This is a genomic window from Streptomyces sp. M2CJ-2 (assembly GCF_016757295.1).
In the GTDB taxonomy this organism is placed as follows: Bacteria; Actinomycetota; Actinomycetes; order Streptomycetales; family Streptomycetaceae; genus Streptomyces.
The window spans coordinates 1-26032 of sequence record NZ_JAESIF010000027.1 but is presented as its reverse complement, the minus strand read 5'-3'; the positions used below and the strand labels follow the sequence as shown (position 1 = coordinate 26032).

Below are 26032 nucleotides of genomic sequence, written 5' to 3'. Positions count from 1 at the left end.
AGGCCGACCCCGGGGATGGGTGTGATCAGGCGTCGGTGAGGCTCTTGATGGCCTCCAGCGCCTGGCGGGGAGAGGCGACCTGCTCGGAGCGACGGTTGCCGCTCTTGGAGCCGCGCCCGCCTCCGCCCTTGCCGCCGCCTCCGCCGCCGCGCCGATGGGAGCGGCCCTCGCCCTCGTCGTCCTCGTCGGGCTCGGGCCAGAACTCGCCGGGCCGCACGGGCTCGTTCCAGTCGAACCACAGGCCGCGCTTCTCCAGCTCGCTGACCTCGTAGTCGGTGAGCCGGTTGACCTCGTCGGGGAACAGCCGGGACAGGTCGGTGTCGAAGTCGGCGTACAGCGACCGCATGAGCACGGCGCGGCCGTTGTCGAGGACGATGACCGCGACGCCGCCCGTGGAGACGCCGTTCTCCGGGTCGGCCTCGCCGCGCATGGCCCGCTCGATCGCGGAGCCTTCGCTGCGGGAGTAGCGGGCCGGGATGGTCGGCACGTCGTAGGCGTTCTCCATGGTTCCCTCCGCCGCCTTACGGGTGGCGCCGGGCGAACCCATGTTGAAGATGACCGGGCGGCTGTTCTGCCGCAGGTTGTCCTTCATCTCCGTGGAGAACCCGTTGTGCGCGAACGGCGACTGGCCGGCCGGGTTGAAGCCGATGCCGTACTTCAGCCCGGTGACCGTGAGGTCCTCGCCGTCCTTCTGGATGAACTCGCCGAAGTCCCCATCCTGGGCGGCGGTCATGAACTCATCCGCATACACGTTGAGCTGCCGGTACGGGCAGCGCGGGTCGCCCGGCTTGTAGTCGTGCGGCTGGCCGTCGTGCGGCCAGGGCATCTCCGCCCGGATCTCGCACAGCGCCTTCGCCGCCCGCAGCGAGCGGGCCATCCACAGGGCATTCGAGCCCTGCCGGTCGATGTACTTCCCGAGCACGGTGGTCTTCTCGTCCTTGCGGACGGTGGACAGCCACACCACCTGGCCGTCCAGGGACTGGGCGGCCATGTTGATCGCGAAGAACTGCGTCTTGCCGGAGCGGGACACCCCGAGGGTGAGGCCGTGGGCCGGGGCGTTCTTGTCGTGCTGGTACACCATCGTCTTCACCGGCTGGCCGGTGATGGTGAACCCGCACACGTACATCCCCTTGGCGTCCGGGGTGAGCAGCTCGCGGGTGGCGGGGAAGATCGCGGACAGCGGCGGGGTGTCGAACGCGCTGATCAGGAACTCCGAGCCGTCGATGAGGACGAACACGCAGGAGTCGTCCTCGGGCAGGTCCAGCGCACGGCAGACCTTGGCCAGGTCGATGCGCGGCGACTCGGTGGAGTCGCTCATCTTCGCCCGGTAGAAGGTCACCCCGCGCTCGTTGTCACGGGTCTTGTGGACCAGCTCGGAGCCGGGGGCGCCGCCCTTGGGGCCGGCCACCCGGTCGATCCAGCGCTCCTGGTCGGTCGGCTTGGTGCGCCGCCGGGCGTTGGCCTCCGGGGTGATGAGGGCCTCCATCCAGCCGGGTCCGCCCTGGCGGCCGGGCTGGATGGCGACGTCCGCGAGGGTGACGTCGGCCGCGGACACGCCGAACGCGGCTCCGACGATCTCGGGGGAGAGGCCGGTGATCGGCCGCCCGGTCTCCGAGGCGCGCAGCAGCAGGGTGAGGTCGTGGCGCATGGCGGTGTGCCGGGTGGCCTTGACGACGTGGGTGCGGGCGGGCATCCCGGCGCGCTCCCACAGCATCCGCGCCTCGCGGGTGAGCTGGTCGGCTCCGTCGTCCGGCTGCGCCACGGTCGGCTCCGCGGCCTGGGCGGGCGCCGGCTGCGGGGCCGGGGCGGCGAGCGCGGGGCGGTGACGGCGGCGGGTGTGCCGGGAGAACGGCAGCACGAAGGAGCCGGCCGCCGCCCATCCGGCGGCGAGCAGTCCGTCCAGCCAGTACGGGCCGAAGCCGGTGGTGTGCCCGGCGGCGACGTCGACGGCGGCGGCCAGGACCAGCGGGGTCCAGCGCAGGATCTTGCGTCCGGCGCCGGTCTCATCGCTCTTGGCGGCGAGGAAGATGCCGCCGATCCCGGCGGCGCCGACCAGCTGCACGACGGAGTTGACGGGGCTGTCGGGGTAGAGGTTCGGGGCCACGGCCAGCACGGGCGCGGCGAGGGTGTAGGCGAGGCGCTCAAGCGCGACACTGCGCGGCGTGGTCACCGGCTTCTCCTTCGGGAACGGGCACGGGCGGCCCCGCGGAAGCTGCGGGGCCGCCCGTGGCGGGGTGGGGGAGTGGGGTCAGCGGTTGAAGAAGGCCGGCTTGGGAGTCTTCTCGCGCCGGTTGGAGCGGATGTCGTCCAGCGCGCCGTAGAGCTTGGAGTGGGTGCGCCGGGCCTGGTGGGTGAGGTCGGCGGTCTCCTCCGCTGTGTCAGCCAACTTGCGGACCTGGATGGCGGCACCGCCCAGGGCGACGGCCACGTTGTTGGTCAGCTCCACGAACTTCACGTCCAGGTCGGCATTGGCGATGTCGCGGGCCACGTCCTCGGTGCGGGAGGCGTTGGCCTGCATGCTGCGCCGCAGCCCCTCCAGTTCGAGGGTGGCGTCGTCCATGGCCTTGCCCAGCTTGAGGAGTTTGCCCTGGACGGCCTTGTAGCGGTTGTCGCCGTCGGCCGGGGCAGGCGCTGCGCTGGTGTTGCGGGGTGCGAGATCGCTGCTCATCAGCGGGGTCCTCCGTGCTTAGTCGTGGTGGGCGGCGGCCGACGCGTACCTCAGGCCCGCGTCTTCCTTGGCGGCCATGTCCTGGCCGTAGACGCGGGCGACCATGGCGGCCGCGAGCGTGGCGGCCTCCTTGGCGATGCCGCACTGCTCGGCACACCGTTCGGCCTGCTGCTTCATACGGGCTGCGGCGTCGGCGAGGTCCGTGATCAGGTCGGTGACCTGCGTGGAGACGTTGTGGTCGCCGATCAGGTCGGTGGCCATGTCCCGCAGGGCGTCGGCGACCTTGGTCAGTGCCTCCGCCAGGGCTTCGGCGCGCTCCTGGTCCATGCCGGCCTGGATGGCGATGTTCGCCATCTCCATCAGGAACTCGTCGAACGTGATGTCCGTGCGGTGCTGGGCGGCCAGGCCGCTCTGCCCGGACGGCCTGCTGACTTGCGAGCTGCTCACGTTGCTCCCTTCCGTGCCGGGCCGGCTGGTGCCGGGCCGTGCGGTGTGCGGCTCCGGCGCGGGCGGCAGGCCCTTCACGCCGGTCGTGACGGCTGTGGGCCCGTCGGGGACGATGTCCGCGTCGACGATGTCGTCCTCGCCCTTGACGTCGGTGCGCGGCGGGCGGGTGGGCCGGTCGGGCCACTCCACCGTCGGGGTGGAGTCCTCCGCGCCGAACGGGCTGTCCGCCGGGCGGCCGCGCCGACCGGCACGACCCGTCCGGCCGGTGCGACCGGTGCGACCGGTGCGGCGGGTACGTCCGCGCCGTTCGGCCCGGCCCGTGCCGCCGGTGCGCCGACGCCGGAACCGCCGCCGCTTCTTCGAACCGTCAGACGCCCCGTCACCGGCCGTGGAGTCCTTGCCCGGCTCATCGGTCGCCTTGCCGTCCTTCGCGGCGCTGGAGGCCCCGTCCGAGCCTTCCTTGGCGGTCTTTCCGCCCTTGCCGTCGGTGCCCTTGCCCTTGGAGTCCTTGTCCTTGGACAGGTTCACCTTCTCGGTGCCGGCCTTCGCGGCCTTCGCGGCCTCCGCGTCGGCGCGGCGTTTGTCCCAGCGGCGCTGGGCTTCCTCGCCCACGGCCTGGCCCAACGTGGTGCGGCCCGGCGTGGCCGACGCGGCGGCTTCCCGCTTCGCCTTCCGCGCCGCGTCGCGCTCCTGCCGCTTCGCGCGGCGGTCCTCCCAGGCCTGCTGCCGCTGGGCGCGGGCCTGGTCGCGGCCCTTGGACCGGTCCGCGACGCCGGCGGCGTGCCCGGCGCTGCGCCGCTCCTGCCGCCCGGCCTGCCGGACCCCGGCGCGCTCCTGGCGGCCGCGGGCCCGCTCGGCCCGAGCACTGGACGCCGGACCCTGCTGCGTCCGACCGCCGTCACCCTTCGAGCCGCTGCTCCGGCCAGAGCCGCCAGAGCCCGTCTGAGAGCCTTTCGAACCCCCGGACGAACCGCTGCGCCCGGAACCGGCTGCGCGGCCGCCAGAGCCCGACTGAGAGCCCTTCGCGCCGCCCTTGCCGCCTCCGCCGCCCCCGGTCGATCCGGAGCCGGAACGACCGCCGGGGCCGCCGGAGTTGGAGCCGCGCGAGGCCCCGGACCGGTTCGCTCCCGAGCCGGAGTTGTTGCGGGACGGCCCGCTGCCGCCCCCGCCGCGCGAGGACCCGCCCCCGCCGCCGGCCTTCGAGCGGCCCTTGTCCGACCCCAGGCCGAAGGCGGACGACTTCGCGCGGTCGGCGTCCGCCTTTCCGCGTGCCGCCGCCTTGTCGCCCTTCGCTTTCATCATCGCGGCATGGAGCTTTCCATTCTGCTCCATCATCGCGACTTCCTGCGCGGTGCGGCCTTCCAGCAGCGCAGCCTTCCGCGCTATTTCGGCCTCGCGGAAAGGCGCTTCGCCTTCATGGAGCGCCCGCGCCCTTTCCAGCCGGAATTCCAGCCAGTCACCGAGACGGTCAGCGAGAGAACGAGGCTGCTCGTATTCGCCTTCCTCGTATTCGCCGTCATCTTCACCGGTTTCCGGCGCCGTAATCCCTTCGGAACGCAAGGCCGTCGACGGGTCCGGGACAGCCGGAATCGTCGGCAGTTCCATTGTCGTCTCTTCCGGCGATTCCGGGGGAGCCGGGGGAATGTCTTCCGGCGGCGGAATGGTGTCGCCGTAATCCGGGATCGGCGGTGGCACGTACGTGGAATCACCGCTCCAGGGGCCTTGGACCAAGGTCCCGGTGCCGTCCTCATCGGACACGGTGCGCCTCCCTCCTGGGACTTGACAGAGCGTGGGGTCTTGTGTGCACGCGTGTGCACGTGCACGTGTGCACGCTTTACGCGCGCGAGGCCCCGCCGGAGTCCGGCGGGGCCTTCGCTGGTGACGTTCAGTGACGCGGGGGGTGCTTCGCCACGACCTGCTCCGCGTACTGCAGCAGGTCGTTCCAGATCCGTCCGTTGCCCTCCACTCGCTGGTCCATCGCCGTGATGAACAGGCGGCAGATCAGCGCGAATCCGGAGTAGACGTCGCCGCGACCGGCTTTAACGTCCTTGGCCATTCGGGATCGTGCCAGGCGGAGCCAGAATTCCATCTGCCCTGCCTCGCCGCGAGATTCGCGGGCTTTCGTCGCCTCTTCCTTCAGCCAGTTCTGGCGCCGCTGTGCGGAGCGTTCGGCGCTGCTGAGGGGGCGGTTCACGCCGACTCCCGACCCATGTCGTAAATCGATGTGGGACCACCATAGCCGAGATTCTGACTCTGCGCACCCTGCTGCGGCGGATTCGGCGCAGCCTGGAGCGGCTGCGGATTCTTCTTACGCTGCCTTTCCAGCTCCTTTTCCTTCCTTCCCTTTGCCGTATTCACCACGGCCTCGTCGTGAGCGCGACGCTTATAGGCGCTCTTTTCCAGGCCGTCGGTGAGGTTGTTCAGGTTCTTGAGCACATTCCCGAGGGCCTTTTCGACGGGCATCGCGCGCAGCCTGGCGTGGTACCAGCGGTCGCCCTCCACGTGCGTCTTGCGCAGGTGGAGGCGGGTCTCGATCGCGAGGGTCTCCAGGTTCTTGCCGATGTCCAGCAGGACCCGCTGAACGTCGGCCAGGTACCGGGCGGTTGCCTCCGGGCTCTGTGCGACGTCGCGCAGAGGGGAGTAGTTCGGGTCGTTGTTGCTGTTCACGGCGGGGATTCCCTCCTGGTGTACTGGTGGGGCTGTGACTGCTTCCGGCAGTCGCAGCGAGGGCCAGCCCGCTTCCTTCGGGCTGGCCCTCACTGGTGTGTGCCGGACGGTGGATCAGGGGCGGTAGCCGCCGGCGAGCAGCTCGGCTGCCTCCTGGCGGTACTCCGAGGCGGTGCCGGGCGAGGTGACCGCCAGCTCGTGCTGGATGTCGGCCAGCGGCAGCCGGTCGGCGTCGCCACCGGCCGCGAGGATCAGCCGCGCGACCCGGCGGACCGCCCGCTCGCGCGGCTTGAGCTTCGCGACGTCCTCGGCTTCGACCGCGCGCCGCTCGATTTCGGCAGCAGCCCGCCGCGTTTCGGCGGCGGCCCGCTCGGCTTCGGTGGCTTCCTGCTTGGCGCGCGCGGCGTCGGCGAGCGCGACCTCCCGGAGGCGCTCCTCCTCAGCCTCCTTGCGAGCGGCTTCGGCGGTGGCGCGCTGCGTTTCGGCAGCAGCCCTCTCCGTTTCGGCAGCACGCCGGTTCGCTTCGGCAGCAGCCTCGCGGGCTTCGGCGATGGTCTGGGTCTCGATCGCCTGTGCCTCCGCCGCGGCGACCCGGTCGGCCTCCGCCGCTTCCTTCCGCTTCTCGGCTGCCTGGCGCTCCAAGTCCGCCGCGCGAAGGTCCGCTTCGGCCTTCGCCTCGCGCTCGTCGGCCTCCTTGCGCTCCGCCTCCGCCTCACGGGCTCGGGCTTCGGCCATGACGGCCTGGTCCAGCGCCTCCTGCTCCAGAGCGGCGGCCCGCTCTGCGGCGCTGACCTGGGCTCGGGCGTGAGCGCGGGCCTGTCCGGTCTGGCCGTCGACCTCCGCGCGGACCGCCTCCACCTTGCCCTTGGCGCGCAGCCGCTCGGCTTCGGACTCCGCCTTGGCGACCTCACTGCGTGTCTCCGCGTCCAGGCGCCGGCGTTCGGCTTCCTCCTCCCGCTCCTGGGCTGCCTGGTCCTGCTCATCGGGCATGGCCAGGGCCTGGTCGACGGTGTAGCCGTAGGGGGCCATCTTCATCGGCAGCAGCTCATCCTCGCTGGCCTTGGAGATGTCGCCCTTGTACTTGCGCTTGAGCCACTGCTCGTAGGCGATGAGCTGCTGGTCGCGGCGGATCATCTCCGGGTAGGAGGTGACGCCCCACAGCCGCATCCGGCGAAAAATCCGGGCGGTCGCGACCGGGGCGAGGATCCACCGCAGCCACGGGATCGAGTCGCGTTCTTCCTGGTCAGGCCGGAGGACGCGGTCGATCGCGGTGCGGCCCAGCTCCACCACCATGATGAAGAGGACCGGCACGACGCCGTGGGCACCGGCCGCGACGTAGTCCAGCAGCTTCCAGGCGCCCTCCGGGGCGCCGGAGGCGGCATTGAGGACGACCGTCGCGGCCGTCAGCAGCCACACCGGGTAGCGAATCCAGCTGATGGGGCGCTTGAGCCAGGCCATCAACAGGTCGACCGCGATCATCACCATGATGCCGACGTCGACGCCGACCGCGAACAGCTGGCCCTTGCCCAGCGAGCCGAAGCGCAGCTCGGTGAAGGCGAACTGGGCGACGTGCTCGAAGGACAGGTACAGGCCGATGCCCGCGAGGGCGAGCGCGGCGACGACGATCGCTCCGGCCGTCCACTTCTGGGTGCCGTTCAGCTTCGCCAGGGAGGGCTTGGTTCCGGTTCCGCTTTCCGTCTCCGAAACGAACTCCGGCGCATCCGAAACGGTGCCGGTCGTCCGCGAAACCGGCCTGGGCGTTCCCGAAACGGCGGCCGGTGCGTCCGTCTCGGAGTCGGGTTCGACCGCGGTGCGCGGCCAGTCGGTGATCGTCATGCGTGCCTCCGGAAGGGGTCGTTCAGGGCGTGCGCGAAACGGCGGGGGCTGCTCCCGAAACGCGGCGGCGCGTTCCCGAAGCGGCGGTCGGTGCGGTCGGTTGATCACGAAACTGGCACCGGCTCTACCCGCTCCGCGCGCACGAACAGGCCAGCGGCCCGGGGGGCGGGCGGCCGGTCTCGCGAAGCGTCACCGGGCGGGCGCGAAACTGAGTGCGGCTCCCGCCGGGCGGGCGCGAAGTCAGCTCTCGGGGAACTGCGCGCCGTGCCGGCGGAGGTCGGCGGTGGTGATGCCGAAGTGGCGGCACCGGTCGATCAGCGGCTGGAGCCTGGTGCCTTCGGCGCGCGCCTCGGGCGAGCCGACGCCCAACAGCTGCTGCGTGGCGAACAGTTCGTTGAGCGCGGCCGCGGTGCGGGCGGCGTGCCGCTCGAAGCGGCCCTCGCTTACCCACTCCTCCGCGATGACGTGGAGGGTCGTGCGCCAGCTGCCGCTGTAGTCCTCCGGGTCGATCGGCGGAATGTCGCTGCCGAAGATCGCGAAAGCGGCGGCCTGGGCGGCGGCTTCCGTGCCGGGCTGGAGCGGGGTCATCGTCGTGGCCATGTGGCCTCCCTCGACTGTCGGTCCGGGCTGTCCGGCTCCCCTTCACCGCCCGTCCCGGCCGCCGTGGTGCAGCGGTCGGGACGGGCGGATCAGGCAGCCGCCAGAACGGATCAGGCAGCCTTGGCGCGGTTGCGGGCGGCGCGGCGCTTGATGCGGCGGCGGTCGTCCTCGCTCATGCCGCCCCAGACTCCGTGGGCCTCGCCCATCTCCAGCGCCCAGGAGGCGCAGCGCTCCAGCACCGGGCACCTGCGGCACACCGACTTGGCCTCCTCGATCTGCAGGAGTGCCGGGCCGGTGTTGCCGATGGGGAAGAACAGCTCGGGGTCCTCCTCCTTGCAGGCGCTGCGGCCGCGCCAGTTGGTGTTGACCGGCACGTCGGCGGAGGGGGCGTAGCCGGTGCGTACGATGGAGTCGCGATTCATCAGGGCCTCCCAGAAGGTCCAGAGCGAAGAGACAGCCCCGGGGCGGCCACCCCGGGGCTGTTGCGTGTTGTGGCGGCCGGACGGCCAGAGCGGGCGGGAGCTCCCGGCGCTCTCCGCCGGCCCCGGCCGGGAAGGCGCGGGGACGACGGGCAATGCCGAGGGATCAGCGCTGCTGCTTCTGGCGTGCGGTGTAGGCGTCCTGGAGGCGGGCGAACCGCTCGTGGATCGGCACCCCTTCTGCACACGGCGTCTCGCCCTGGCAAACCGGGCAGGCGGCGGTGTGCTTGGTGGAGTCCTCGAGCGCCTTCATGTAGCAGACGAACAGGTCGTCCGTCGGTCGGGCGCTCATCGGCGGTTGTTCTCCGACTTCTTGTTCTGCTCCCTGTTCTTCCGCGATAGTTCCTCGCGTTCGGCGTCGGTGAGGCTGGTGATCGCGTCCATCACTTGCCTCCCCGTGCCCGGCGCAGTGCCTCGTCCATGTCCGGGTCCGAGTCTGTGTTGCCGAGCGGGCGTGCGATGCTGATCTGCATCAGGTCCTCCAGTCAGGTCCTGGACAGCCCCAGGGCCCTAATCCCTGGGGCTGTCGCGTTCACTCCCCAGTCGGGGAGCTGACTGCTTGTACGAGCAGCCACGGCCCCGGCCTCCCCGATCGCTCGGGATGGCCGGGGCCGTGGGCGTTCGTCCAGAGTGGGTCAGCGCGCGGGGCGCTCGGGGTGCAGCGTCTTGAGCGGCACCGGCGGTGCACCCAGCAGCGCGTCACCGGCGGGCAGCTGCGCGCGGCGGGTGTCGGCGTCGCGGACCGCCAACTCGGTCGACGCCCACTGCTCCTTGCGCAGCAGCCACAGGGGCCGACCGTCGCCGGGCTCGTCACCCGTCGACGCCGTCTGCTTCTGCGCGGCGATCTGGCTGACGGCCGGGGCGGGCGCGACCTTCGGCTTGCGCCGCACAGTGGTCCGGCGGCGGTGAGCGGTCTCCGCGTGGCCCTCCACCAGGCGTTCCTCCCACTTCTTGGCCTTGACGTCGACCGTGACCAGGCGGTTACTGCCCTGGCAGCGGACGGCCGCGTCCTTGCCCGCCAGGCCGGTGTCGTGCGGCACGAGCTTGGACTTCTTGGCCTGGAGGCCGGTGATCGGCACCCACGTCCTGCAGTCGGGGCAGATCAGCGACGCGCAGGCCGGACGCAGGTCGTACTGGTGCGGCTTGAGGGTGGAAACGGCAAGCGCCGGGCGGCCGTTGACGTTCCGGGAACGGGTCCGGCTCCGGCGGGGACGAGCGGTGCGCTCAAGGGTCGAAGCAGGCATCTGAACTCCTCATGGACGGAGCGGCAGGGGATGCGTCGCGATGCTCTCTCCGCCCTCCGGGCCGCACGGCACAAGGCCGGCGTCCCGCAGGACAGACAGCGCACAGCGCTGCGACGTGCACACAGTCGTCGCGGCCGTCAGGCTCCGGGGGAGTTTGATGAAGCTCTCAACCCCGGCCGCCCCGAAGGGCGGACGACTACTGCGTTCTTGCGGTGGTGCCCGCTCGGTGCTCCCGGAGGATCACCGACGCCTTACATACATCAGGTTGCATCAGGTACCCTCAGGTGTCAAGCGGTATAGTGAGGCACCCAGAGGGAATTTGAAGGAGGCGAAGGCACATGCCAGGGCCACCCCGAGCCGACAATCGGCCGCCGTACGCGCGCATCGCGGGCCACTACCGCGACTTGATCAGCTCTGGGGAGCTCTCGCCGGGCGACCTCCTGCCTAGCATCAAGACGCTGGCAACCGAGTGGGAGGTCAGCACAGCCACTGCGGACCGGGCCATGCGACTGCTGCGCGAAGAGAAGCTCGTGCAGGGCATCCCGGGCGTCGGCACCGAGGTGCTGGCGCGCCCGATCTCGCTGTCCTCCGGGGCGGAGCGTCACGACCGCAGCAGCAAGACGCAGTCGTCGTGGGGTGTCGGCGAGAAGTCGTCCGGCCACACCGCCGGCATAGTCGAAGCTCCCGAAGACGTTGCTGACGTGCTGGGCATTTCGGCTGGTGACGACGTGATTCGCCGTAGCCGTGTCTACCGAGACGGTCACGGCATCGTCTCCCACTCCACGTCATGGATCCCAGCGGAGTTCGCCCGGGCCGTGCCCGAGCTGGCGCGGAGCGAGCGGCTCAAGGGCGGGTTGTCGCTCGACTTGATCGCTCGGGCCACCGGGCGGCGCGTCGTGAAGCGCGTAGATGAGGAGACGGCTCGCATCGCGACGGAGCGCGACCTCGAGCTCCTGGAGCTGGAGGCCGATACCGTCGCGGCGATCCTTGTACTGACCGCGCGCTTCCTGGACGCCGACGGGGAGCTGTTGGAATACGGCGTGGACTTGGGCGCCCCGGGCCGCACCCGACGCACGACGTCAGAGGTGTTGCGGTGACCACGCGCAGCGTCGCCGTACTGGACGACATGCTCGTCTCCTGCTTCGAAGCCCGCCTCAGCCAGCTCCTCCGAGCTGAGCACACCGACGCTCTCACCCTGGAAGGACGATTCGAGATCACGCGCATCTCCGCCGCTTTGTCCGGCCGACCGGGCCCCGCGCCTCGCGCGATCCTTATGTCCGGTCTCCAGGGCTCCGGCAAGACGACCCTCGCCCGCGCCTTGGAGAAGGCCGGGTTCTGTCGCCTGTGCCCTGATGAGGAGATGTTTCGCCGCTACGGCCACTACGGCAGGGACTTCCCCCGCGGGCAGTTCAGGATCAGAGAGGCGCCCGTACTCAAGGACATCGCCCTTGATCTCCAGGGACTCCTGGCGGCTGGACACGACACCGTGGTCGACCACGGCTTCTGGACTCCGGAAGAGCGGGCCCAGTGGGCAGCGACCGTGATGGAGGCCGGCGGCGAGCCCGTTCTCATCTACTTGCCTGTGCCGCATGACGTGCGCTGGGACCGGATCCGGAAACGCAACGAGCGATCGCTGGTCGACGCGAACAGTATCGAGTTCAGCGAAGAGGATCTGCTCAGGCATGCTGGCCGCTTCTGCCCGCCGACCGCCGATGAGCCGCACATCGTGTACGACGGTCACCCGGAGAATGTGCTGGCCGCGCTCCGCCGTGCACGTCCTTCCATGGATGGCGGCCCACATTGACCCCTACCTCCCACACGCAGCTCCTGGCACTTGATGACCATGACCGTGCTCGGGTTCTGCGACTGCGGAAAGTGACATCGGCCGGTGACATTCGGAATGTCACCACCACTTGTCACCTCCGCGCGATCAAGAGGCCGTGCCATGCTCGGCCACAGAAGGGCCAGCTTCCGCTCTGCGGGCATCACCCTGTCGGGGCGCAGGCTGCGCCGCTGGACCGTACGGGGAAGGGGATCGCGATGGTTGACGAGCGTCCTGACTGGGCTCGCCGGATGGTGGATGAGCGCGCGGCTCGTAACTGGTCGCAGTCCGATGCAGTGCGCGCGTTGATGGTCCGGCTCCCGGATGACCAGGTCGTAAGCGAGCAAGACCTACTGCGCCAGTGGAAGCGGTGGGAAGCGGGGGAGAGTCAGCCGACGAAGTACCGGTCGGCCATCGCCGCCGTGTTCGGAACGACCACGGGCGCCTTTTTCCCCGAGCGCTCCCGCCGTGACGGCCGTGCGGAGATTTTGCAGGTCAGCGGCATGGACACAGTGGACATCATCGCGCGGCTGCGAGCCTCGGACGTGGACGTCGCCACGCTGGACGCGCTGCGGATCACGGCGGATCGGCTGTGCTGCGAGTACGCGTACATGCCTGCCGACCAGCTGCTCCTGGAGGGCAAGGCATGGCTCGCCCGCGTCGTCGGCCTCCAGCACCAGCGGGTCAGCTTGGCGCAGCACCGCGAGATCATCGCGCTCGCCGGGCGGCTGTCGCTCCTGGTGGGTTGTGTCGAGTACGACTCCGGCCGGCCCCGCGACGCCGAAGCCACCCGGCAGGCCGCGCTGATGCTCGGTCAGGAGGCCGGGGAGCTGAGCGTGCAGGGCTGGGCTCATGAGATGAGGGCGTGGTTCGCGCTGACTCGGGGCGATTATCGCGGTGTCATCGCGGCTGCGGAGGCCGGCATCGCCGTGGCGCCGACCGAGAGCGTCGCCGCGCAGCTGTACGCGCAGAAGGCCAAGGCATGGGCCCGGTTGGGTGACCGGTCGCAGACTGAGGTCGCGCTCGACAAGGGCCGCCAGATCCTCGAACTCCAGCCGTATCCCGAGAACATCGAGAACCATTTCGTCGTCGACCCCGCGAAATATGACTTCTACCGCATGGACGCGCTGAGGAAGTCGGGCGAGAACCGGCTCGCGGAGCAGCTGGCCAACGAGGTCATCCGGGCGGGCACGGATTTCGACGGAACGGAGCGCTCGCCCATGCGGATTGCGGAGGCCCGCGTCACGCTTGGCGTGGTCGCCGCGCGCGAAGGTGACCTGGACACGGCGCTCGCCTATGGGGAGCGGGCCCTGACGGGGGAGCGGAAGTCGTTGCCGTCGCTGGCGATGGTGGCCGCCGACCTCGGTCAGGCCCTCCAGACGCACTACGAGCACGCATCCGAGGCGCAGGAGTTCGTCACTCATCTTCGCGAACTGCGGGGTGGGCAGTGACTTTTCCGTACACCGAGCGCTTTCCCGCGCGCTTCCCGTCAGGCGGACTCGCCTCGGATGCTGCACGAATTCGCCCCACAGTTCTGTCCGGTTATGCAGTTAGGCTGTGCGCAGAAGTGATCGACAACGGCGAAAGCCCCCGGGACCGGGCCTGGTCCACTGGGGGCTCTCGAACGGGGCGAAGCTCCGTTTGGGCGAGCACCTGGTTGGGAGGTGATCGCGGGATGAAGACTACCCGCACTCGTGGAACTTCACGCGTAGCTGCGCCGTTCCACCATCGCGATCACGCCTCCGGGTGCGCTTTCCGGCATGCCGACTCCACCTTCGGTATCGAGGGGGTCGGGATGACCTAGGTCATCGGCCGCGCGCGCCATTCTGTGGACTGACAATCCACTTCGGCCTCGCGCGGCCCTTCGCGCCGATCGGGCTTGACACCCCGGTTCGGCTGCTCGGTCCCGGGCTTGACACCGGTTCCGAGCTTCGGCTCATCGAGCCATTTCTTCACCTAGCAATACCCCGCCTTCGACAAGCGGGTCGGCCCCTTTGACAAGGGCCACGCAACACCCCGGCCACTGACAGGCCGACGAGCAAGACCCGGCCGCTGACAACGGTCGGTGCCCTACCCGCGAACCGCGGGGCCCTTTGACAGGGGCTCTGCGGTTCACACCGAGACCCAAACGAGAGGAGAAATCTCCCCCCTTCCGACCCACCTCGCGGTGTTTCGGTTCGGCCCCTGCCCGCTCCTCACGGAGGGGGCCTGGTGCCTTCCATCCACTCGTCGGCCCGTCCCGCGTTGCGGGGTGGTCCGGCTCGCATATGGAAGTTGGTGTCCCCGCCATAGTGCACGACCTTGCGTCCCCTTGTCAGCTCGACCGTGCCCGATTCACACCGGTTCGAGCCACCAGTGCTTCCCGCGTGACGGAATTCGCACACCCTGTTTGCGCAGTTCACGGCATTAATCACGAAGATTCACGGGGTCGGGGTGTCACACGGACCCCGGTCCGGCGCACCTTTCATAAGTGGGGGACCCCTGTCCTCCTGGCGGCGCCCGCGGCCGGGGTGCTCCGGTGCTCCATCCCGTGGGGCGGGACGCGATCCGAAGTTCCCGCCCGCCTGACGGGAGGCAACGGGGTTCTCGCCGTTGCTCGGACTCTGTCCACAGGTGGCCTGCGTAAGGCTGCCGAGATGATCTCTATCTCGTCCGTCCGGGCGGGCCGGTGAGCGCCGTGGCGGCGCCGGCCGCCGTGATGGTGCCCGCTCCGCGCCCGGCGGTCGACGACGCCGGCGCGGTCGCCTTACTGCCCGGCCTGTTCGTGCCGGAGGCATCGCAGTGGCTGTCGACGTCATCGGGCCGGATCGCGGGCGAGGGCTACAGCTGGATGCAGGCGGTCCACTGGGTCGCCGGGTCCGGGCTGTACCAGCCACGGCGGCACCGGTCGCACGGGCCGCGCAGCTTCGGCGTGACAACGGTGCGTGTCGCCCAGGAGCTGGCGCAGCTGTTCCCGTGCCGTCCGGGGATCGAGTACCTGGTGCGCCGCACCGGCCTGTCCGAGCGGTCGGTGGAGTACCACCTGGGGATGCTGCGGGAGGCCGGGCTGCTCGCGTACATCGTGCGGGGCACCCGGGTGCGCGGTGAGTCGGCGCAGGCGTCGGAGTTCGCGCGGATGGTCCCGCTGGAGTTCGACCAGGCGCTGGGGATCCGCACGGTGCTGCGCGACGAAGGCGCGCCGGAGTACACGCGCGCGGTGACCGGGATCGCGGAGGCGGGCCGGGAGCTGATGGCGAAGCTGGCGAAGAAGGCGTCGCGGAAGGTGTGCCGGCCCCGGCCGAAGACGTCCTCGAAGGCCCCGGCGAAGGCTGCCCGAGAGGCTGCTGAGCAGGGGGTTGTGACGGCTGTTTCGGATGAGGTCTGTTGCACCCCAATGCAGGTCGGTACCTCAACTGTCTCTTCTGCGGGTGGTACTTCCTTCCCCCCTGAGAGCAAGCTCGCAAGCGGGGTCAGCAAGTCCCCCACCCCGAAGAAGTCCAGCGGCAAGGCCGGCGGTCGCCGGAAGCTGAACGCGGTCGGGCGCCGCTTCCAGCTGGCGAAGGAGCTCACCCAGGAGCTGGACTGGCTGCGCGGCTGCTCGGTGCCCCGGATCGCCTGGGTGGCCCGGGGCGTGGCTGATGCCGGATGGACCGTGACCGACGTGAAGGGCTGGCTGCACCTGCGCGGCGAGGCGGCACGGGTCCGCCGGGGCTCGGGTCTGCTCGCCGTGCTGCTGGCCGGTGCCGAGACGGTCCTCGACACCCCCGAGAAGCGGGCCGACGTCGTCGAGCAGTGGCGCGGGGCCCAGGAAGCCGCCCGGCGTCACCGCATTCAGCAGGTCCGCGCCCGCACCGAGCGGTACGAGGGCGACTGGGACGCTCCGACCAGCCGCGCGGTTCATCGGGAGGTGGAGGCAGCATTCGCCCAGGTCAGGGAAGCGGCGAACGGCGGCCGCCGCCAGAACCAAGGCGACGTCGCCGACGACCGGGTCATCGGGCTGGAGCCGAGCGAGCAGGAGCTTGCCGAGCTGCGCGCCGCCGCTGCGGGCGAATTGATGCGGGGTGAGACGACGCTGATCACGTCCCTGGACCCGGAGACGGCGCTGCTCATCTTCGGCGAGCGCCTGGTACGCCGCGCCCACCAGCTCGAGAGCGGCTTCCGCAGCTCGCTGATGACCTACGGACACCGGTAGGAGGCCGACGTGACCGAGCAGACCACCACCGATGAGACCGGCAGCGGCGACGGCGCCCCGGAGCTGTCCGGCGTCGATCTCGCCCGGATCGCTCTGCAGCAGGCCCGGTTGGCCGCGAAGAACAACGACGGCGGCGAGGCCCGCGCCCCGCGCCGACGTTGCCCGACCACCGTGAAGCGGGACGGACGGGAGCCCTCCGGGTTCGCCGCCGTGCTGGCCGGGCTGATGGCCGATCAGGCCTGGGAGCTCCCGGCTGTCGGCGGCAGCGTCCTGGACCGCTGGCCCGACATCGCCGCAGCCGTCGCCCCGCAACTGCCCCATCACGTCACGGCCGTCGCCTTCCATCCGGAGACTGGACAGCTGGACCTGCGCCCGGACTCCCCGCCCTACGCCACCCAGCTCCGCCTGATCACGGCGCGGATCGTCGCCACGGCAAACAGCACGGTCGGCGCCGACGCGGTGCGCACCGTGCGGGTCCTGCCGCCCGGCGCCGCGCCCGCGCCCCGGACCGCTCGGAAGGTACTGGCCGCAGCGCCGGACGCTCCGTCGGCGCCGGTGAAGACCCGCGAGATGGCCTCGCCGGGTTTCCATCAGGCGCTCGCCGCGCACCAGGCCGTCGTACCGGCGAGTCGCGTGGACCCGTCGATTGCTGAGGCGGTGGAGCGGCAGACCCGTGCGATGCGGGCGCTCAGCCTCCGGGCGTTCCCCGAGGCGGAGGAGGCGGCCGACGACCAGCCGGCCCCGATCGAGCGGGCCCGCATCGAGCGCCGCCGCCAGGCCGACGTCTCCCGCGCCGCGGCCCTGCGCCGGGCCCGAGCCGAACGCGCCGCCCGTCAGGCCGGTACGGCGGCCGCCGTACCGCAGTCCGCTGAGCTGCGGACCACGGCGTGAGGTGCAACTGTCGGCATGGAGGGGTGCGGCTCGACTGCTTTAGCAGCAACCGTCGGGAAGATCTAGGGAATTGAACTGATTCCCCCGATCGCGTGTTGATCTTGGATGCTTTCAAACCTGGGGCGCCTGTGGTCTTCGTCACTTGATCATGGCGGCCTGTCATTGCCATGCCACACTCAGTGACCCAAAGTCGCTGATCAAGCCGTACTGCACGATACAACTATCGTCACCCTGTGCGACTAGTTGATTTCCGAACGTAAAAGTCGTCAGTCGGCGCATGCGTGTTCGGGGCTCTCGGGCGGTTGAGTAGTTCACGCCCGGCGCACCTCCGCGCCGATCAACGCCCCTCAACGAAGAGGACTGATGACCGAAGAAGTCGGCGAGGACGGCCGCGTTCCCGTGGCCGAGGCCCCTCTCCCGCTGCCCGTGGAGTTCGAGGCGCTCTACATCCTGCACCAGGAGGCGTTCCACGAGTTGGCCCTGGCCGTTCTGGGTACGAACGACGCGGCCGAACGGGCGGTCCACCGCGCCTTCCTGGAGATCCTTCGCCTCTGGGACAGGCTGAAGGAGGAGAGCGAGGACCTGCAGCAGGAGGTGTGGGCGATCGTGAGGCGTACCGTCATATCCGAGGAACTGCTGTCCCTGCGCGAGCAGATGGCGGCACTGGACAGCGGCACCGGCCTGTACGCGGCGCTCGGCGCGCTCCCGCCGCGCCAGTTCGACGTCATGGTCCTGCGCTACATCGGCCACTACGACACCAAGCGCATCAGCTGGTACATGGGCGTCACGACCAGCACCGTCGACTATCACTGTCGCAAGGCCCGGGAGCGTCTGTCCCCGGTCTACCAAAGGATTCTGAAGTGCCAGGGGGAGGACACCGTATGAACACATGGGAAGAACGTTTGGCGGGCGCGTCCACGTGCGAGCCGCGCCGCCCCTTCGACGTGGCCGCCGGCCTGCGCCGCCTGGCCCAGGACGCCGGGTATCTCCCGCCCCCGGCTCCGGCTCCGGCTCCGGCTCCGGAACGGCCGGACAGCACATCGGCCCGGCACCGGCTGACGGCCGTCACCTCCTGGAGCGTCACCCAGGCCGGCGCGGCCTCGCACGTGAAGTACCTCGCCGACATCATCGGCACCACCTGCACCGTCTTCGAGGGATGGACCGACGACCTCGACATCGACGGGATCCACGTCTTCGCCTGCTCCCTCTACCTCGCCAACCACCCCGAGAGCGCCCTGTTCTGGTGGGGGTTCGCCGCGGGCGCCGGCCACGGCGCGGCCGCCTACTGCCTGCACCTCCAGCACCTCACCAACGGAGAGCTGGGGGAAGCAGACCTCTGGTGGGAGCGGGTCGAAGACGCCCTGGCCGACGCGGGGGGCGACGACCTGAACGTCGGCGAGAGGACGAAGCTGATCGAGGTGCTGGAGAACTTCGCCGGGTACCGCGCCCGCACCGGCGCCCACCGGGTAGTCCCCATCAGCGGCCTGCTGGAAGAGGTCGACCGCCTGGCCGACCAGTACGACGACGGCCTGCTGGGCCGGCCCGACCGCCGCCTCGCGGACCGCCTGCGCGAACTCACCAGTCACTGACCCGCCGACCCACCGCTGAAGGGAGCCTCCCCGGGCGCCAACCCCCACCCGGGAGGCTCCCTTCAGCTATGTCCCCAGAAGGGATGCGTCCCGTGACCACTCCCCCTCCCCCGCCGGACGACCAGCGGCCCCCCTCCCGGCGCCGCCCGTGGGCCCGGGCTCAGCACCGCGCTGCCGCGGGGCACTTCGTGCGCGGTCTCGCCTACGGCACCGGGCTGGCCATCGCCAGCTTGGTCAGCTACTGGCTCCAGCAGGTGGTGTGACCCCCAAGCGTTCGAGCCGCCAGATGCTGGTCAGTCGCTGGTCTCGTGGGGGAGGCCGTCGTCCAGGACGATGCGGATGGTCTCGCCTTGTCCGGCGACGTCGGTGAGTTCGGTCGCGATGCGGTTGTAGGAGGTCATGGCCAGTGCCCAGTCGCCCTCCAACGGGGTGGCGGTGGAGCGGGTGTTCCACAACTCGATCAGCAGGGCGATGAGGGAGCGTCCGGACAGGACGGTCTGGACGCGGCCTTCCTTGATGTCCTCGACAGCGGGCGGGGTGCGGAAGTGGCTGTGGTCGACGGCCAGGGCGGCGAGCCACTCCCAGGTGTCCCGGTGCGTGATCAGTTCGGCGGAGGCCACCCCGGCGGCCTTCAGCAGCAGGACGCCGTGGGCGATGCGTGGATCGTCCGCGCCGGTGGAAGCCTGCGGCGTGGCAGCAGAGGGCTGACCGGTGGGGGCGCCGGTGCCCTGGTAGGTGGCCTCGATGGCGTTCTTCAGTGCGAGGTCCTGGTCTTCGCTCCCTGTCTCCGGCTGTGGCTGGTGCTCGGTGTTGTCCATGGTTCCCCCCTGGGCGTCGGTGTCGGATGGGACGAGCGGATGAGCTTCGGCAGGGTCGTTCAAGCCGTGGCCGGCCTCCGCCTTGGGTTCGGGCGGTTGCGCAGTCCCCCCGGCGCGCATCTGCGTACCCTCGCCGGGCTTCTCGTCTGTCCCCTCGGGCGGCGCGAAGGGACGCAGGACGTCGACAAGGTCCAGGAGCTGTCGGAGCTCGCCCCGCGTCTCGTTCAGGTCGCTGATCATCCGGTCCTGGCGTCGGCGGACCTCCCGGTTCTCCTCGCGCAATCCGGTGACGCCCGCCTGGACCTGTTCCAGGATCTTCAGGCGGCTCTGCGCGAGGTCCCCGTGCAGTGCGGTCAGCCCGACCGTCGGATCGTCGAGACGCGCGAGCTTCTTCTGTATCTCCTCCAGTTCGTTCATCGCGTCACCGAACGCGTCTTTCCACCCCACGTGACCCCCTGATTACTCAGTGCATGCGACCGCCCATATCTCCCCACGAGAGCCTGGCGTGACGCGATGGTTTCCAGCCCTTCCCTGGCCAGGACCGCCCTCACCGCCACCGCACGCTATCTGTACGCACTCCGCACGGGAAAAGTACGCGATCTGTACGGTTAGTGGGGTAGGGTGCGGTCAGGAGGTGTTCCATGTCCGAGTTGTTCGAGGCGGTCGACGCGCTGGTCGCGTCCCGCTCTCCGCTGCCGCCGGCAAAGGAGCGCAAGCGGCTGCGGGTCGCGCACGGCCTGACACTGGACGAAGTCGCCGCCGCGCTGAAGGTGCGCCGGGCCACGGTGTCCGGCTGGGAGTCGGTGAAGAAACCGACCGAGCCGCGCGGCCCGGAGCGCGAGGCGTACGCGCGGCTGCTGAACAAGCTCGCAGAGCTCTACCCCGCCCCCGCAGTGCCGAAGGAGCCGGCCGTCCCGGCGGTGCCGGCCATGTTCACCGGCGCGCCCGCCCCGGCGGAAGCGCGGACTCTGCCCACAGGCCAGGCGCCCGACGCTGCGGACATGACCGCACCCGAGAACACCCAGACCCCTGCACCTGCTCCTGTTGCCGCTGCTCCGGCGGCCGCGCCGCGTCCGGCGCGCACCACCAGACCGTCGTCGACGTCGCGCCGTCCCGGCGCGAAGCAGGCGGCCCCGGCCGCGACCCCGGCGAGCAAGACGGACCCGCGGTTCGAGAACGGTCCGCTGGCGGTCGTCGACGTCGAGGACGGGCAGGTGCTGGCGTACTGCACCGGCGGCCTGGTCCTGGACGTGCCCGCCAAGTCCCTCCCGGCCCTGGTCGACTGGACGCTCACGGAGGCGAGGCTCGGGCAGCCGAGGCTGTCCGGCCCGGGCAAGGACGCCGACCCGCTGCTCGTGCTCACCGAGGCCGCCCTGGAGCGCTACGGCCTCCCCGTCGCCCTCACCGACGAGGAGCGCCTCGCCGGGCGGATCCCGGAGGGCCACAAGGTCATCAAGCAGCTGACCCGGGCGGAGTGGAAGCTGACCAAGCGCGGGTTCGGCCCGTGGGCGCGGATCTACCGCCCCGCGCAGGGTTCCGAGCGGGCCTGCGTGCAGCTGTGCATCCCGTCCTGGCACGCGCTCGACTCCCGCCACTGGGACACCGCCGGGCAGTGGCCGCCGGCGGACCTCGCCCGCGTGCTGGGCGTGTACGCCTCGAGGGTGATGACGCCGCGCGGCTCGACCGCCGTGACCGGCCTGGAGCTGATGACCGCGCTGCACCCGCCGACCCGCGCCTCCGAGCCGGACGCCGACGGCAAGCGGCACTCCGAGCACAACCCCGGCAGCCTGGGCAAGGACCCGGTCGACCCGGCGCCGTGCGAGGCCCCGGACGGGCACCCGCTCCTGGCGGACCTGCCGCGCTTCCACGTGCGCGGCCCGGCGGAGAAGCTGTTCGAGGAGGCGTACGACTGGGCGCGCCCGATGACCGATGCCGAATGCACGCGCCGCCACCTGGTCGGCATCGACGTGAACATGGCCTTCGCCGCCGGCGCCAACGGCCTGAACGTCGGCCTCGGTGCCCCGACGCACGTCAAGGCGCCGGCGTTCGACCCGAAGCTGCCCGGCTCCTGGCTGGTGGACCTGTCCCACGTCGACCTGTCCCGCGTGAAGGTCGGCAAGGACACGTGGGCGGACCTGGACCCCGGTCTGCTGCCCAGCCCGTTCACGCCGACGGGCGAGCACCCGGAAGGGCCGGCCTGGTACGCGACGCCTACCGTCGCCTACGCGGTGGAGCTGGGCTACGAGGTGCGGCCGATCGAGGCGTACGTGCGGTACGAGAACGGCCGATACCTGGACGGCTGGTACCACCGGCTGCGTGACGCCTACCTCGCCACGATGGCCGACCTCGGCGTGCACGCCGACATGGAGCCGGCCGACTTCCTCGCCGCGATGGAGGGCTACAAGGAGCGTGACCCGGAGCTGGCGATCGTCGTCTCGGCGATCAAGGCGACGGTCAAGGGCGGCCTGGGCAAGCTGCGCGAGCGGCCCCGCGGGGAGGGCTGGCGGCCCGGCGAGCCGTGGCGGGCCCTGTCCCGCCCGACGTGGCGGCCGGACATCCGCGCGGCGGTCATCTCCCGCACCCGCATCAACCTGCACCGCAAGATCGTCAAGCACGCGGCGTTCACCGGCCAGTACCCGGTCGCGATCCTGTCCGACTGCGTCGTCTACGCGGCCAATGGGCCCTCGCCGCTGGACTTCCTGCCCTACCGGGAGGGCAAGCCGCTGCCCGGCGGCTTCAAGCTCGGCATCAACCCCGGCCTGGTCAAGCACGAGGGCACCCAGAGCGTGCTGTGGGGCGAGGAGGTCCGCGAGCGGTTCAACGCGCCGGAACTCAACCTCGCCCGCTACATCAAGGACGGCACCGTCACCGATGTCGACAACGGAGAGTAGGAGTAGGCGATGAGCCTGTTCGGGGACGGCCTGGAGGCCGCGGTGCACAAGGCGTTCACCCGCCCGGCGCCCAAGAGCGCGCCCGCGCAGATGCGGTACCTGGTCAAGCAGCTCAAAGGAACGAAGGCGGTCGCGCAGTTGCTGCGGGTCTCCCAGCGCACCGTCGAGCGGTACGTGAAGGGCCAGATCAAGAAGCCCCGCCCGGACCTCGCCGCGCGTCTGGAGCGCGAGGTGAAGAAGCGGTGGCAGCCGCAGATCCGGGCCAAGGCCAAGGCGAAGGCGGCAACCGCCGACGGCATCGTCATCGACACCTGTGCCCGCATGGGCTACACCGCACCGATCGGATCGACCGACCAGGACCGCATCCGGCACCTGACCGTCGCCCTGCCCCCGCAGTACGCCGCCCGCCTCTTCGACGCCCAGGAGCAGGGTGCCAGCGACGCCCGCCTGCAGGAGATCACTGCCGAAGCGCTCAAAGAGGTGTACTTCCAGGACGGCGGCCGCCGCGCCGGACAGCTGGAGGAGGTCCGCTTCACGGACATCGAGCACCTCGAGTTCGACCTGTAGCCCACGAGCACCCTGCGAGGCCCGCGCCACCGGGGTTCGCCAGTCCCGGTGCTACTGACAGTGGCTTCGGCGAGTTAGACGTGTCACCAACCTATGCAGGCGCATCTGGGTGGCCGACAGGGATTTGCAGACAGAACAAGGAGTGAGGCGTGACGTCGGCGAATATATCAGCGACGGCGCGTGCGACCTCATGACGGAGGTCTTCATTAAGCGAGCCGTAGTTCAGCCATCTCTGGCTTGTCGTGCGGAAAAAGACAGACCCGTTTGCGTTCCAGTGCTGCACACGCCCCTGTTGAATCGCCGTAGCAGCCCCGTTCCCGAATGTTGAACCTGTCGTGGTTCTCTCATAAATTGGCAGGCCTACGTCAGGGCGATAGATAGCCAGCCTCAAGTTTCCGAATTGGCCAGCGTCGAGCTCGTTTGCAGTCTCAAGGACTCCCGTGTAAGCGGCGTCATGAACGTCAGCCGGGACATACCTGCCAAGGGCGTAGGCGTCGAGGTGATCCTTGAGGTAGCGATCAATGACGCCAAGACGACTACTACCCCGATGTACAGCCGTGAAAACGACAGACGTTTGATATTTGGCCTGCTGGAAGGGCGTGACCTTTTCTCTGGCGCCTTCCGGGTCTTTTAGCGTTGCGCTGACTACAGCATCACAACCGCGCTTGATCACAAACCTGATGGCCATGTCCACCCATTTGGCTGCTGCCTCATGGGTTCGCGCAGCTGCCGTGCGGTCGTCCTGACTGGCCCACTCTAAATACTTAGGATGGTATCCCCTAAATCGGTCGGCATCAATCCATGCTGGGTTCCGGAGACCTAGCCGCTTTGCCATGACCTTTTCAATCGTGGTCTTAAGCGAGGATGGCTGCCCTGCTACGAACAGAACCATTGGTGGTTCCGGATTCTTTGGGCGTGCCAGGAGGTCGCTAGCAATGGTATGCGAGGTATTTTCATCACCAAAGAAGGTGTTGATGTCTGCCTGTGACAACCCTGAAAAACCCGCGCCAGACATCATTGCCTCAATTGGTCGAGAGCTTGCTTGCCATAGGTAACGGCCTCGGTCAGCGACCCGGGATCCTCGGGATCCAGCTCCTCCCGCCGCCGAACGGCGTCGCTGCGGAGAGTGAGAAGATCGTCTCTCTCCGTGTCGCTGGCGTGCTCAGCTCGTGCACTGCACTCTGCGATCAGCGTACCAAGCAGCGACACAGCATTTTCATACCGCTCTGCTGCTTCATCCGAAATGGCTGGGACGGCAGGAAAGTCCTGCGAAGGAGCTGTCGTCACTTGTGGGCTGCCTTTCTTCAACATCTGGACCGTGGCCTGTGTGACCTCGGTGGTGGCGTTAGCTACGTCGGTCACAGCATGCACGACGTCGGACGCGGCATGGGCGACCCGAGCCCTGGCCTGGCTCCGGACCTGCTTCGCCTCGCGCGGCTGCATGCGCTGCTGATGCCTCGGAGGTGGCACTTTAACCTCCTCCCCGTTATGTCGACGATGCTTCCCGTGTATCAACTTGATGGAGATCGAATCGGCCGGCCTCCAGCCCCGCTTTGGTGAGCGGGCGCTTACCGGGAAGGACTCACACAACCTTCCTTACACCATCTTCATGCTGCAGTCCTAATCCCGCAGCTTGGGCCGGGCATGTCCACTTCTCAGCGTACTAGGGGAGAATTTCTCGTTCCTGATAGTCACAGGCCGGGGAGAATTGAAGGGCTGTCAGCCATGGTCTAGCGTCCCTGACGGAGAGACAGGTTTGCTCGTGACAGTCAATAACCCCGAAAATCAGTCGCGCTGACGCCCTTTATGGTGCTGGGCACACGGCGAGAACCAGCCGACGACGGCCGCACGAGCCGGGTTACCCCGGCATCTGGGCCGCAGCGCGCTGCTTGCCTCTCCGAGACTCAGGGATAGGGCGCCGCCGACCGGCACCGCTGCTGAGACGCTCAAAGAGGTGTACTTCCAGGACAACGGCTGCCGCACTGGCCAGCTAAGCGTTGTCTCGTAAATGATCTACGGCATGCTGGATGACCAGCGTCGTTTCCCGGTCACCCGGCGAGGGCGAGGTTGTGCAGGCGGGCGATGCCGAGCATGGCGTGGTGGACACCGTCGCCCTTGAGGCGGCAGTCGCGGAGGATTTTCCAGGTCTTCATCCGGGCGAAGGCGTGCTCGACACGGGCGCGGACCTTGCGGTGCGAGCGGTTTTGGTCTTCTTTCCAGGCCGGGAGTCCGGTCTGACCGGGTGCGCGGCGGTGTGGGATGACCAGGCCGGTGCCGCGGTAGCCGCCGTCGGCGATCACCGTGGTCCTGCCGACGGCGTCCTTCGCCCCGGACAGCTCCCACGCCGTGCAGTCGTTGCGGTTGCCGGGCAGTGGCCGGCCGACCGCGACGACGAGCCGGGTGTCGGCGTCGATGACGACCTGGTGGTTGGTGGAGTACCGGTAGTTCTTGGACTGCTCGGCCACCGTGTGGTCGCGGGTGGGCACCAGCGTGCCGTCCACGATCAGCACGGTGTCCCTGCGGAACCGCTTGCGCTGCTGGAGCGCGAGCGCGGGTGCGCGGTGGTCGATGATGCGGCCGGCCGCGGACTTGGACACCCCGAACAGCGGGGCGAGTTGGCGCAGGGTGAGGTTGGTGCGCCAGTACGCGGCGACCAGCAGCACCCGGTCCTCCAGCGGCAGGCTCCACGGCCGGCCCCTGCGCACCGGATCGGCGCCCTCGCGCCGCAGCGCGGTGATCAGCTTGCCGAACTGCCGTGGGCTCAGCCCGGTGAACGGGACTATCCAGGAAGGCTCCGATGCCGTGATCACACCAGTCACTGCATGATCATTCCACTGCTTCAGGTTCTTCCTGCTCGAACCCGATGCGGCAGCGTTCTACCTGGTCGGCCACCTGCTCCATGAACCAACGCATGATTTCGTAGGGGACAACGCGCTCATCGGGGCTGTAGACGCGGACGGTTGTTTGCAGGTTTGGGTCCTCGTCTGGGACAAGCGCTACCAGGAAGGCAGCGCCGGGCAGGTACGTCACCGTGGCGTCGGGGTTCTCGACCTCCTTGGCCGACGCAGGCACGGCCTCGCTCAGCTCCACGGCCCAGGCATCGTCGGGCAGGGCGTAGTGAAACAGGACGGCGTAGTGACGACCTGCATGTTCTTGCAGCTCCCATGGCATGTCAGCAGGCTGCCACAGCCGCCGTGTCGGAGTCTCGCGAGCATCCCTGCTCCTACTTGGACGCGACCCCGCCAGGGTTTGCGGGACAACGCTTAGTAGTCGGGTCGCCCGGGGGAATCTCACCCCCGGGCTCCCACGGAACCGTACGTGACAGTCTCCCGTCATACGGCT

Annotated in this window: 25 protein-coding genes; 10 read left to right on the top strand and 15 right to left on the bottom strand. The window is 69.6% G+C overall.

What is annotated here, in order from left to right; genetic code table 11:
* Window positions 1-25: 25 nt before the first annotated feature.
* The 10 genes from JL475_RS20815 to JL475_RS20770 all read right to left on the bottom strand — a co-directional run bounded on the left by JL475_RS20815 (window position 26) and on the right by JL475_RS20770 (window position 9941).
* A complete protein-coding gene (locus JL475_RS20815; protein ID WP_202279310.1) occupies window positions 26-2170 on the bottom strand; it encodes a chromosome segregation protein ParM in 2145 nt (714 codons plus the stop codon).
* Between the two features lie 78 nt (window positions 2171-2248).
* Window positions 2249-2668 carry a conjugal transfer protein TraB gene (locus tag JL475_RS20810; RefSeq protein ID WP_202279309.1) on the bottom strand — a complete coding sequence of 140 codons (420 nt, stop codon included), beginning with the start codon at window positions 2666-2668 and terminating at the stop codon, window positions 2249-2251.
* Between the two features lie 18 nt (window positions 2669-2686).
* Window positions 2687-4450 carry an ATP/GTP-binding protein gene (locus JL475_RS20805; RefSeq protein WP_202279308.1) on the bottom strand — a complete coding sequence of 588 codons (1764 nt, stop codon included), beginning with the start codon at window positions 4448-4450 and terminating at the stop codon, window positions 2687-2689.
* Window positions 4451-5000: 550 nt separating this feature from the next.
* Entirely contained in the window at window positions 5001-5309 is a 309-nt protein-coding gene (locus tag JL475_RS20800; RefSeq protein WP_202279307.1) for a hypothetical protein, read from the bottom strand.
* On the bottom strand, window positions 5306-5782 hold the full coding sequence (locus JL475_RS20795) for a hypothetical protein (protein WP_202279306.1): 477 nt from the start codon (window positions 5780-5782) through the stop codon (window positions 5306-5308). The genes JL475_RS20800 and JL475_RS20795 overlap by 4 nt, the downstream gene beginning before the upstream one ends.
* Window positions 5783-5896: 114 nt before the next feature.
* Window positions 5897-7618 carry a DUF2637 domain-containing protein gene (locus JL475_RS20790; protein WP_202279305.1) on the bottom strand — a complete coding sequence of 574 codons (1722 nt, stop codon included), beginning with the start codon at window positions 7616-7618 and terminating at the stop codon, window positions 5897-5899.
* 240 nt (window positions 7619-7858) lie between these two features.
* Window positions 7859-8218 (bottom strand): hypothetical protein, encoded by a 360-nt coding sequence (locus JL475_RS20785; protein ID WP_237407768.1) that lies wholly within the window; start codon window positions 8216-8218, stop codon window positions 7859-7861.
* 110 nt (window positions 8219-8328) lie between these two features.
* The gene (locus JL475_RS20780) at window positions 8329-8640 is read right to left on the bottom strand and encodes a WhiB family transcriptional regulator (RefSeq protein ID WP_202279304.1); all 312 of its coding nucleotides are present in this window, start codon (window positions 8638-8640) and stop codon (window positions 8329-8331) included.
* A gap of 163 nt (window positions 8641-8803) precedes the next feature.
* The gene (locus tag JL475_RS20775) at window positions 8804-8989 is read right to left on the bottom strand and encodes a hypothetical protein (RefSeq protein WP_202279303.1); all 186 of its coding nucleotides are present in this window, start codon (window positions 8987-8989) and stop codon (window positions 8804-8806) included.
* A gap of 343 nt (window positions 8990-9332) precedes the next feature.
* Window positions 9333-9941, bottom strand: coding sequence for a hypothetical protein (locus JL475_RS20770; RefSeq protein ID WP_202279302.1), 609 nt, complete (start codon window positions 9939-9941; stop codon window positions 9333-9335).
* 338 nt (window positions 9942-10279) lie between these two features.
* Here JL475_RS20770 and JL475_RS20765 point away from each other — a divergent pair, with 338 nt between their 5' ends.
* From JL475_RS20765 to JL475_RS20730, 8 genes are all read left to right on the top strand, one after another.
* On the top strand, window positions 10280-11038 hold the full coding sequence (locus JL475_RS20765) for a GntR family transcriptional regulator (protein WP_202279301.1): 759 nt from the start codon (window positions 10280-10282) through the stop codon (window positions 11036-11038).
* Entirely contained in the window at window positions 11035-11745 is a 711-nt protein-coding gene (locus JL475_RS20760; protein WP_307825116.1) for an AAA family ATPase, read from the top strand. The genes JL475_RS20765 and JL475_RS20760 overlap by 4 nt, the downstream gene beginning before the upstream one ends.
* Window positions 11746-11981: 236 nt before the next feature.
* Window positions 11982-13214 carry an XRE family transcriptional regulator gene (locus tag JL475_RS20755; protein WP_202279300.1) on the top strand — a complete coding sequence of 411 codons (1233 nt, stop codon included), beginning with the start codon at window positions 11982-11984 and terminating at the stop codon, window positions 13212-13214.
* 1217 nt (window positions 13215-14431) lie between these two features.
* The gene (locus tag JL475_RS20750) at window positions 14432-15934 is read left to right on the top strand and encodes a helix-turn-helix domain-containing protein (protein ID WP_307825115.1); all 1503 of its coding nucleotides are present in this window, start codon (window positions 14432-14434) and stop codon (window positions 15932-15934) included.
* Between the two features lie 9 nt (window positions 15935-15943).
* Window positions 15944-16825 (top strand): DciA family protein, encoded by an 882-nt coding sequence (locus JL475_RS20745; protein WP_202279299.1) that lies wholly within the window; start codon window positions 15944-15946, stop codon window positions 16823-16825.
* Between the two features lie 363 nt (window positions 16826-17188).
* Window positions 17189-17710 (top strand): RNA polymerase sigma factor, encoded by a 522-nt coding sequence (locus JL475_RS20740; RefSeq protein ID WP_202279298.1) that lies wholly within the window; start codon window positions 17189-17191, stop codon window positions 17708-17710.
* A complete protein-coding gene (locus tag JL475_RS20735) occupies window positions 17707-18414 on the top strand; it encodes a hypothetical protein (RefSeq protein WP_202279297.1) in 708 nt (235 codons plus the stop codon). Before JL475_RS20740 ends, JL475_RS20735 begins: the two co-directional genes overlap by 4 nt.
* A 92-nt stretch (window positions 18415-18506) precedes the next feature.
* The gene (locus JL475_RS20730) at window positions 18507-18677 is read left to right on the top strand and encodes a hypothetical protein (RefSeq protein WP_202279296.1); all 171 of its coding nucleotides are present in this window, start codon (window positions 18507-18509) and stop codon (window positions 18675-18677) included.
* 30 nt (window positions 18678-18707) lie between these two features.
* Here the strand turns inward: JL475_RS20730 and JL475_RS20725 are convergent, their stop codons facing one another.
* Window positions 18708-19679, bottom strand: a complete 972-nt coding sequence (locus JL475_RS20725; protein WP_202279295.1) for a hypothetical protein — start codon at window positions 19677-19679, stop codon at window positions 18708-18710.
* 194 nt (window positions 19680-19873) lie between these two features.
* On the opposite strand from JL475_RS20725, the gene JL475_RS20720 reads away from it, so the two are divergent.
* A complete protein-coding gene (locus tag JL475_RS20720; protein WP_202279294.1) occupies window positions 19874-22123 on the top strand; it encodes a transcriptional regulator in 2250 nt (749 codons plus the stop codon).
* A 9-nt stretch (window positions 22124-22132) separates the two neighbouring features.
* On the top strand, window positions 22133-22690 hold the full coding sequence (locus JL475_RS20715) for an XRE family transcriptional regulator (protein ID WP_202279293.1): 558 nt from the start codon (window positions 22133-22135) through the stop codon (window positions 22688-22690).
* A gap of 91 nt (window positions 22691-22781) precedes the next feature.
* Here JL475_RS20715 and JL475_RS20710 read toward each other — a convergent pair whose 3' ends face one another.
* The 4 genes from JL475_RS20710 to JL475_RS20695 all read right to left on the bottom strand — a co-directional run bounded on the left by JL475_RS20710 (window position 22782) and on the right by JL475_RS20695 (window position 25861).
* Window positions 22782-23708 (bottom strand): zeta toxin family protein, encoded by a 927-nt coding sequence (locus tag JL475_RS20710; RefSeq protein WP_202279292.1) that lies wholly within the window; start codon window positions 23706-23708, stop codon window positions 22782-22784.
* Window positions 23705-24133 (bottom strand): hypothetical protein, encoded by a 429-nt coding sequence (locus JL475_RS20705; protein ID WP_202279291.1) that lies wholly within the window; start codon window positions 24131-24133, stop codon window positions 23705-23707. The genes JL475_RS20710 and JL475_RS20705 overlap by 4 nt, the downstream gene beginning before the upstream one ends.
* Window positions 24134-24738: 605 nt before the next feature.
* Window positions 24739-25509: a transposase gene (locus tag JL475_RS20700; protein WP_202279290.1), complete on the bottom strand. Its 771-nt coding sequence runs from the start codon at window positions 25507-25509 to the stop codon at window positions 24739-24741.
* 7 nt (window positions 25510-25516) lie between these two features.
* Window positions 25517-25861 (bottom strand): hypothetical protein, encoded by a 345-nt coding sequence (locus tag JL475_RS20695; RefSeq protein WP_202279289.1) that lies wholly within the window; start codon window positions 25859-25861, stop codon window positions 25517-25519.
* Window positions 25862-26032: the final 171 nt, after the last annotated feature.

What these genes read in the sequence shown, in the direction of transcription:
- JL475_RS20790 (WP_202279305.1), bottom strand. Translation starts at nt 7,618, where the DNA reads ATGACGATCACCGACTGGCCGCGCACCGCGGTCGAACCCGACTCCGAG.
- JL475_RS20810 (WP_202279309.1), bottom strand. Translation starts at nt 2,668, where the DNA reads ATGAGCAGCGATCTCGCACCCCGCAACACCAGCGCAGCGCCTGCCCCG.
- JL475_RS20770 (WP_202279302.1), bottom strand. Translation starts at nt 9,941, where the DNA reads ATGCCTGCTTCGACCCTTGAGCGCACCGCTCGTCCCCGCCGGAGCCGG.
- JL475_RS20765 (WP_202279301.1), top strand. Translation starts at nt 10,280, where the DNA reads ATGCCAGGGCCACCCCGAGCCGACAATCGGCCGCCGTACGCGCGCATC.
- JL475_RS20715 (WP_202279293.1), top strand. Translation starts at nt 22,133, where the DNA reads ATGAGCCTGTTCGGGGACGGCCTGGAGGCCGCGGTGCACAAGGCGTTC.
- JL475_RS20805 (WP_202279308.1), bottom strand. Translation starts at nt 4,450, where the DNA reads ATGATGGAGCAGAATGGAAAGCTCCATGCCGCGATGATGAAAGCGAAG.
- JL475_RS20780 (WP_202279304.1), bottom strand. Translation starts at nt 8,640, where the DNA reads ATGAATCGCGACTCCATCGTACGCACCGGCTACGCCCCCTCCGCCGAC.
- JL475_RS20705 (WP_202279291.1), bottom strand. Translation starts at nt 24,133, where the DNA reads ATGCAGCCGCGCGAGGCGAAGCAGGTCCGGAGCCAGGCCAGGGCTCGG.
- JL475_RS20720 (WP_202279294.1), top strand. Translation starts at nt 19,874, where the DNA reads ATGTCCGAGTTGTTCGAGGCGGTCGACGCGCTGGTCGCGTCCCGCTCT.
- JL475_RS20710 (WP_202279292.1), bottom strand. Translation starts at nt 23,708, where the DNA reads ATGATGTCTGGCGCGGGTTTTTCAGGGTTGTCACAGGCAGACATCAAC.
- JL475_RS20775 (WP_202279303.1), bottom strand. Translation starts at nt 8,989, where the DNA reads ATGAGCGCCCGACCGACGGACGACCTGTTCGTCTGCTACATGAAGGCG.
- JL475_RS20740 (WP_202279298.1), top strand. Translation starts at nt 17,189, where the DNA reads ATGACCGAAGAAGTCGGCGAGGACGGCCGCGTTCCCGTGGCCGAGGCC.
- JL475_RS20785 (WP_237407768.1), bottom strand. Translation starts at nt 8,218, where the DNA reads ATGGCCACGACGATGACCCCGCTCCAGCCCGGCACGGAAGCCGCCGCC.
- JL475_RS20735 (WP_202279297.1), top strand. Translation starts at nt 17,707, where the DNA reads ATGAACACATGGGAAGAACGTTTGGCGGGCGCGTCCACGTGCGAGCCG.
- JL475_RS20695 (WP_202279289.1), bottom strand. Translation starts at nt 25,861, where the DNA reads ATGCCATGGGAGCTGCAAGAACATGCAGGTCGTCACTACGCCGTCCTG.
- JL475_RS20755 (WP_202279300.1), top strand. Translation starts at nt 11,982, where the DNA reads ATGGTTGACGAGCGTCCTGACTGGGCTCGCCGGATGGTGGATGAGCGC.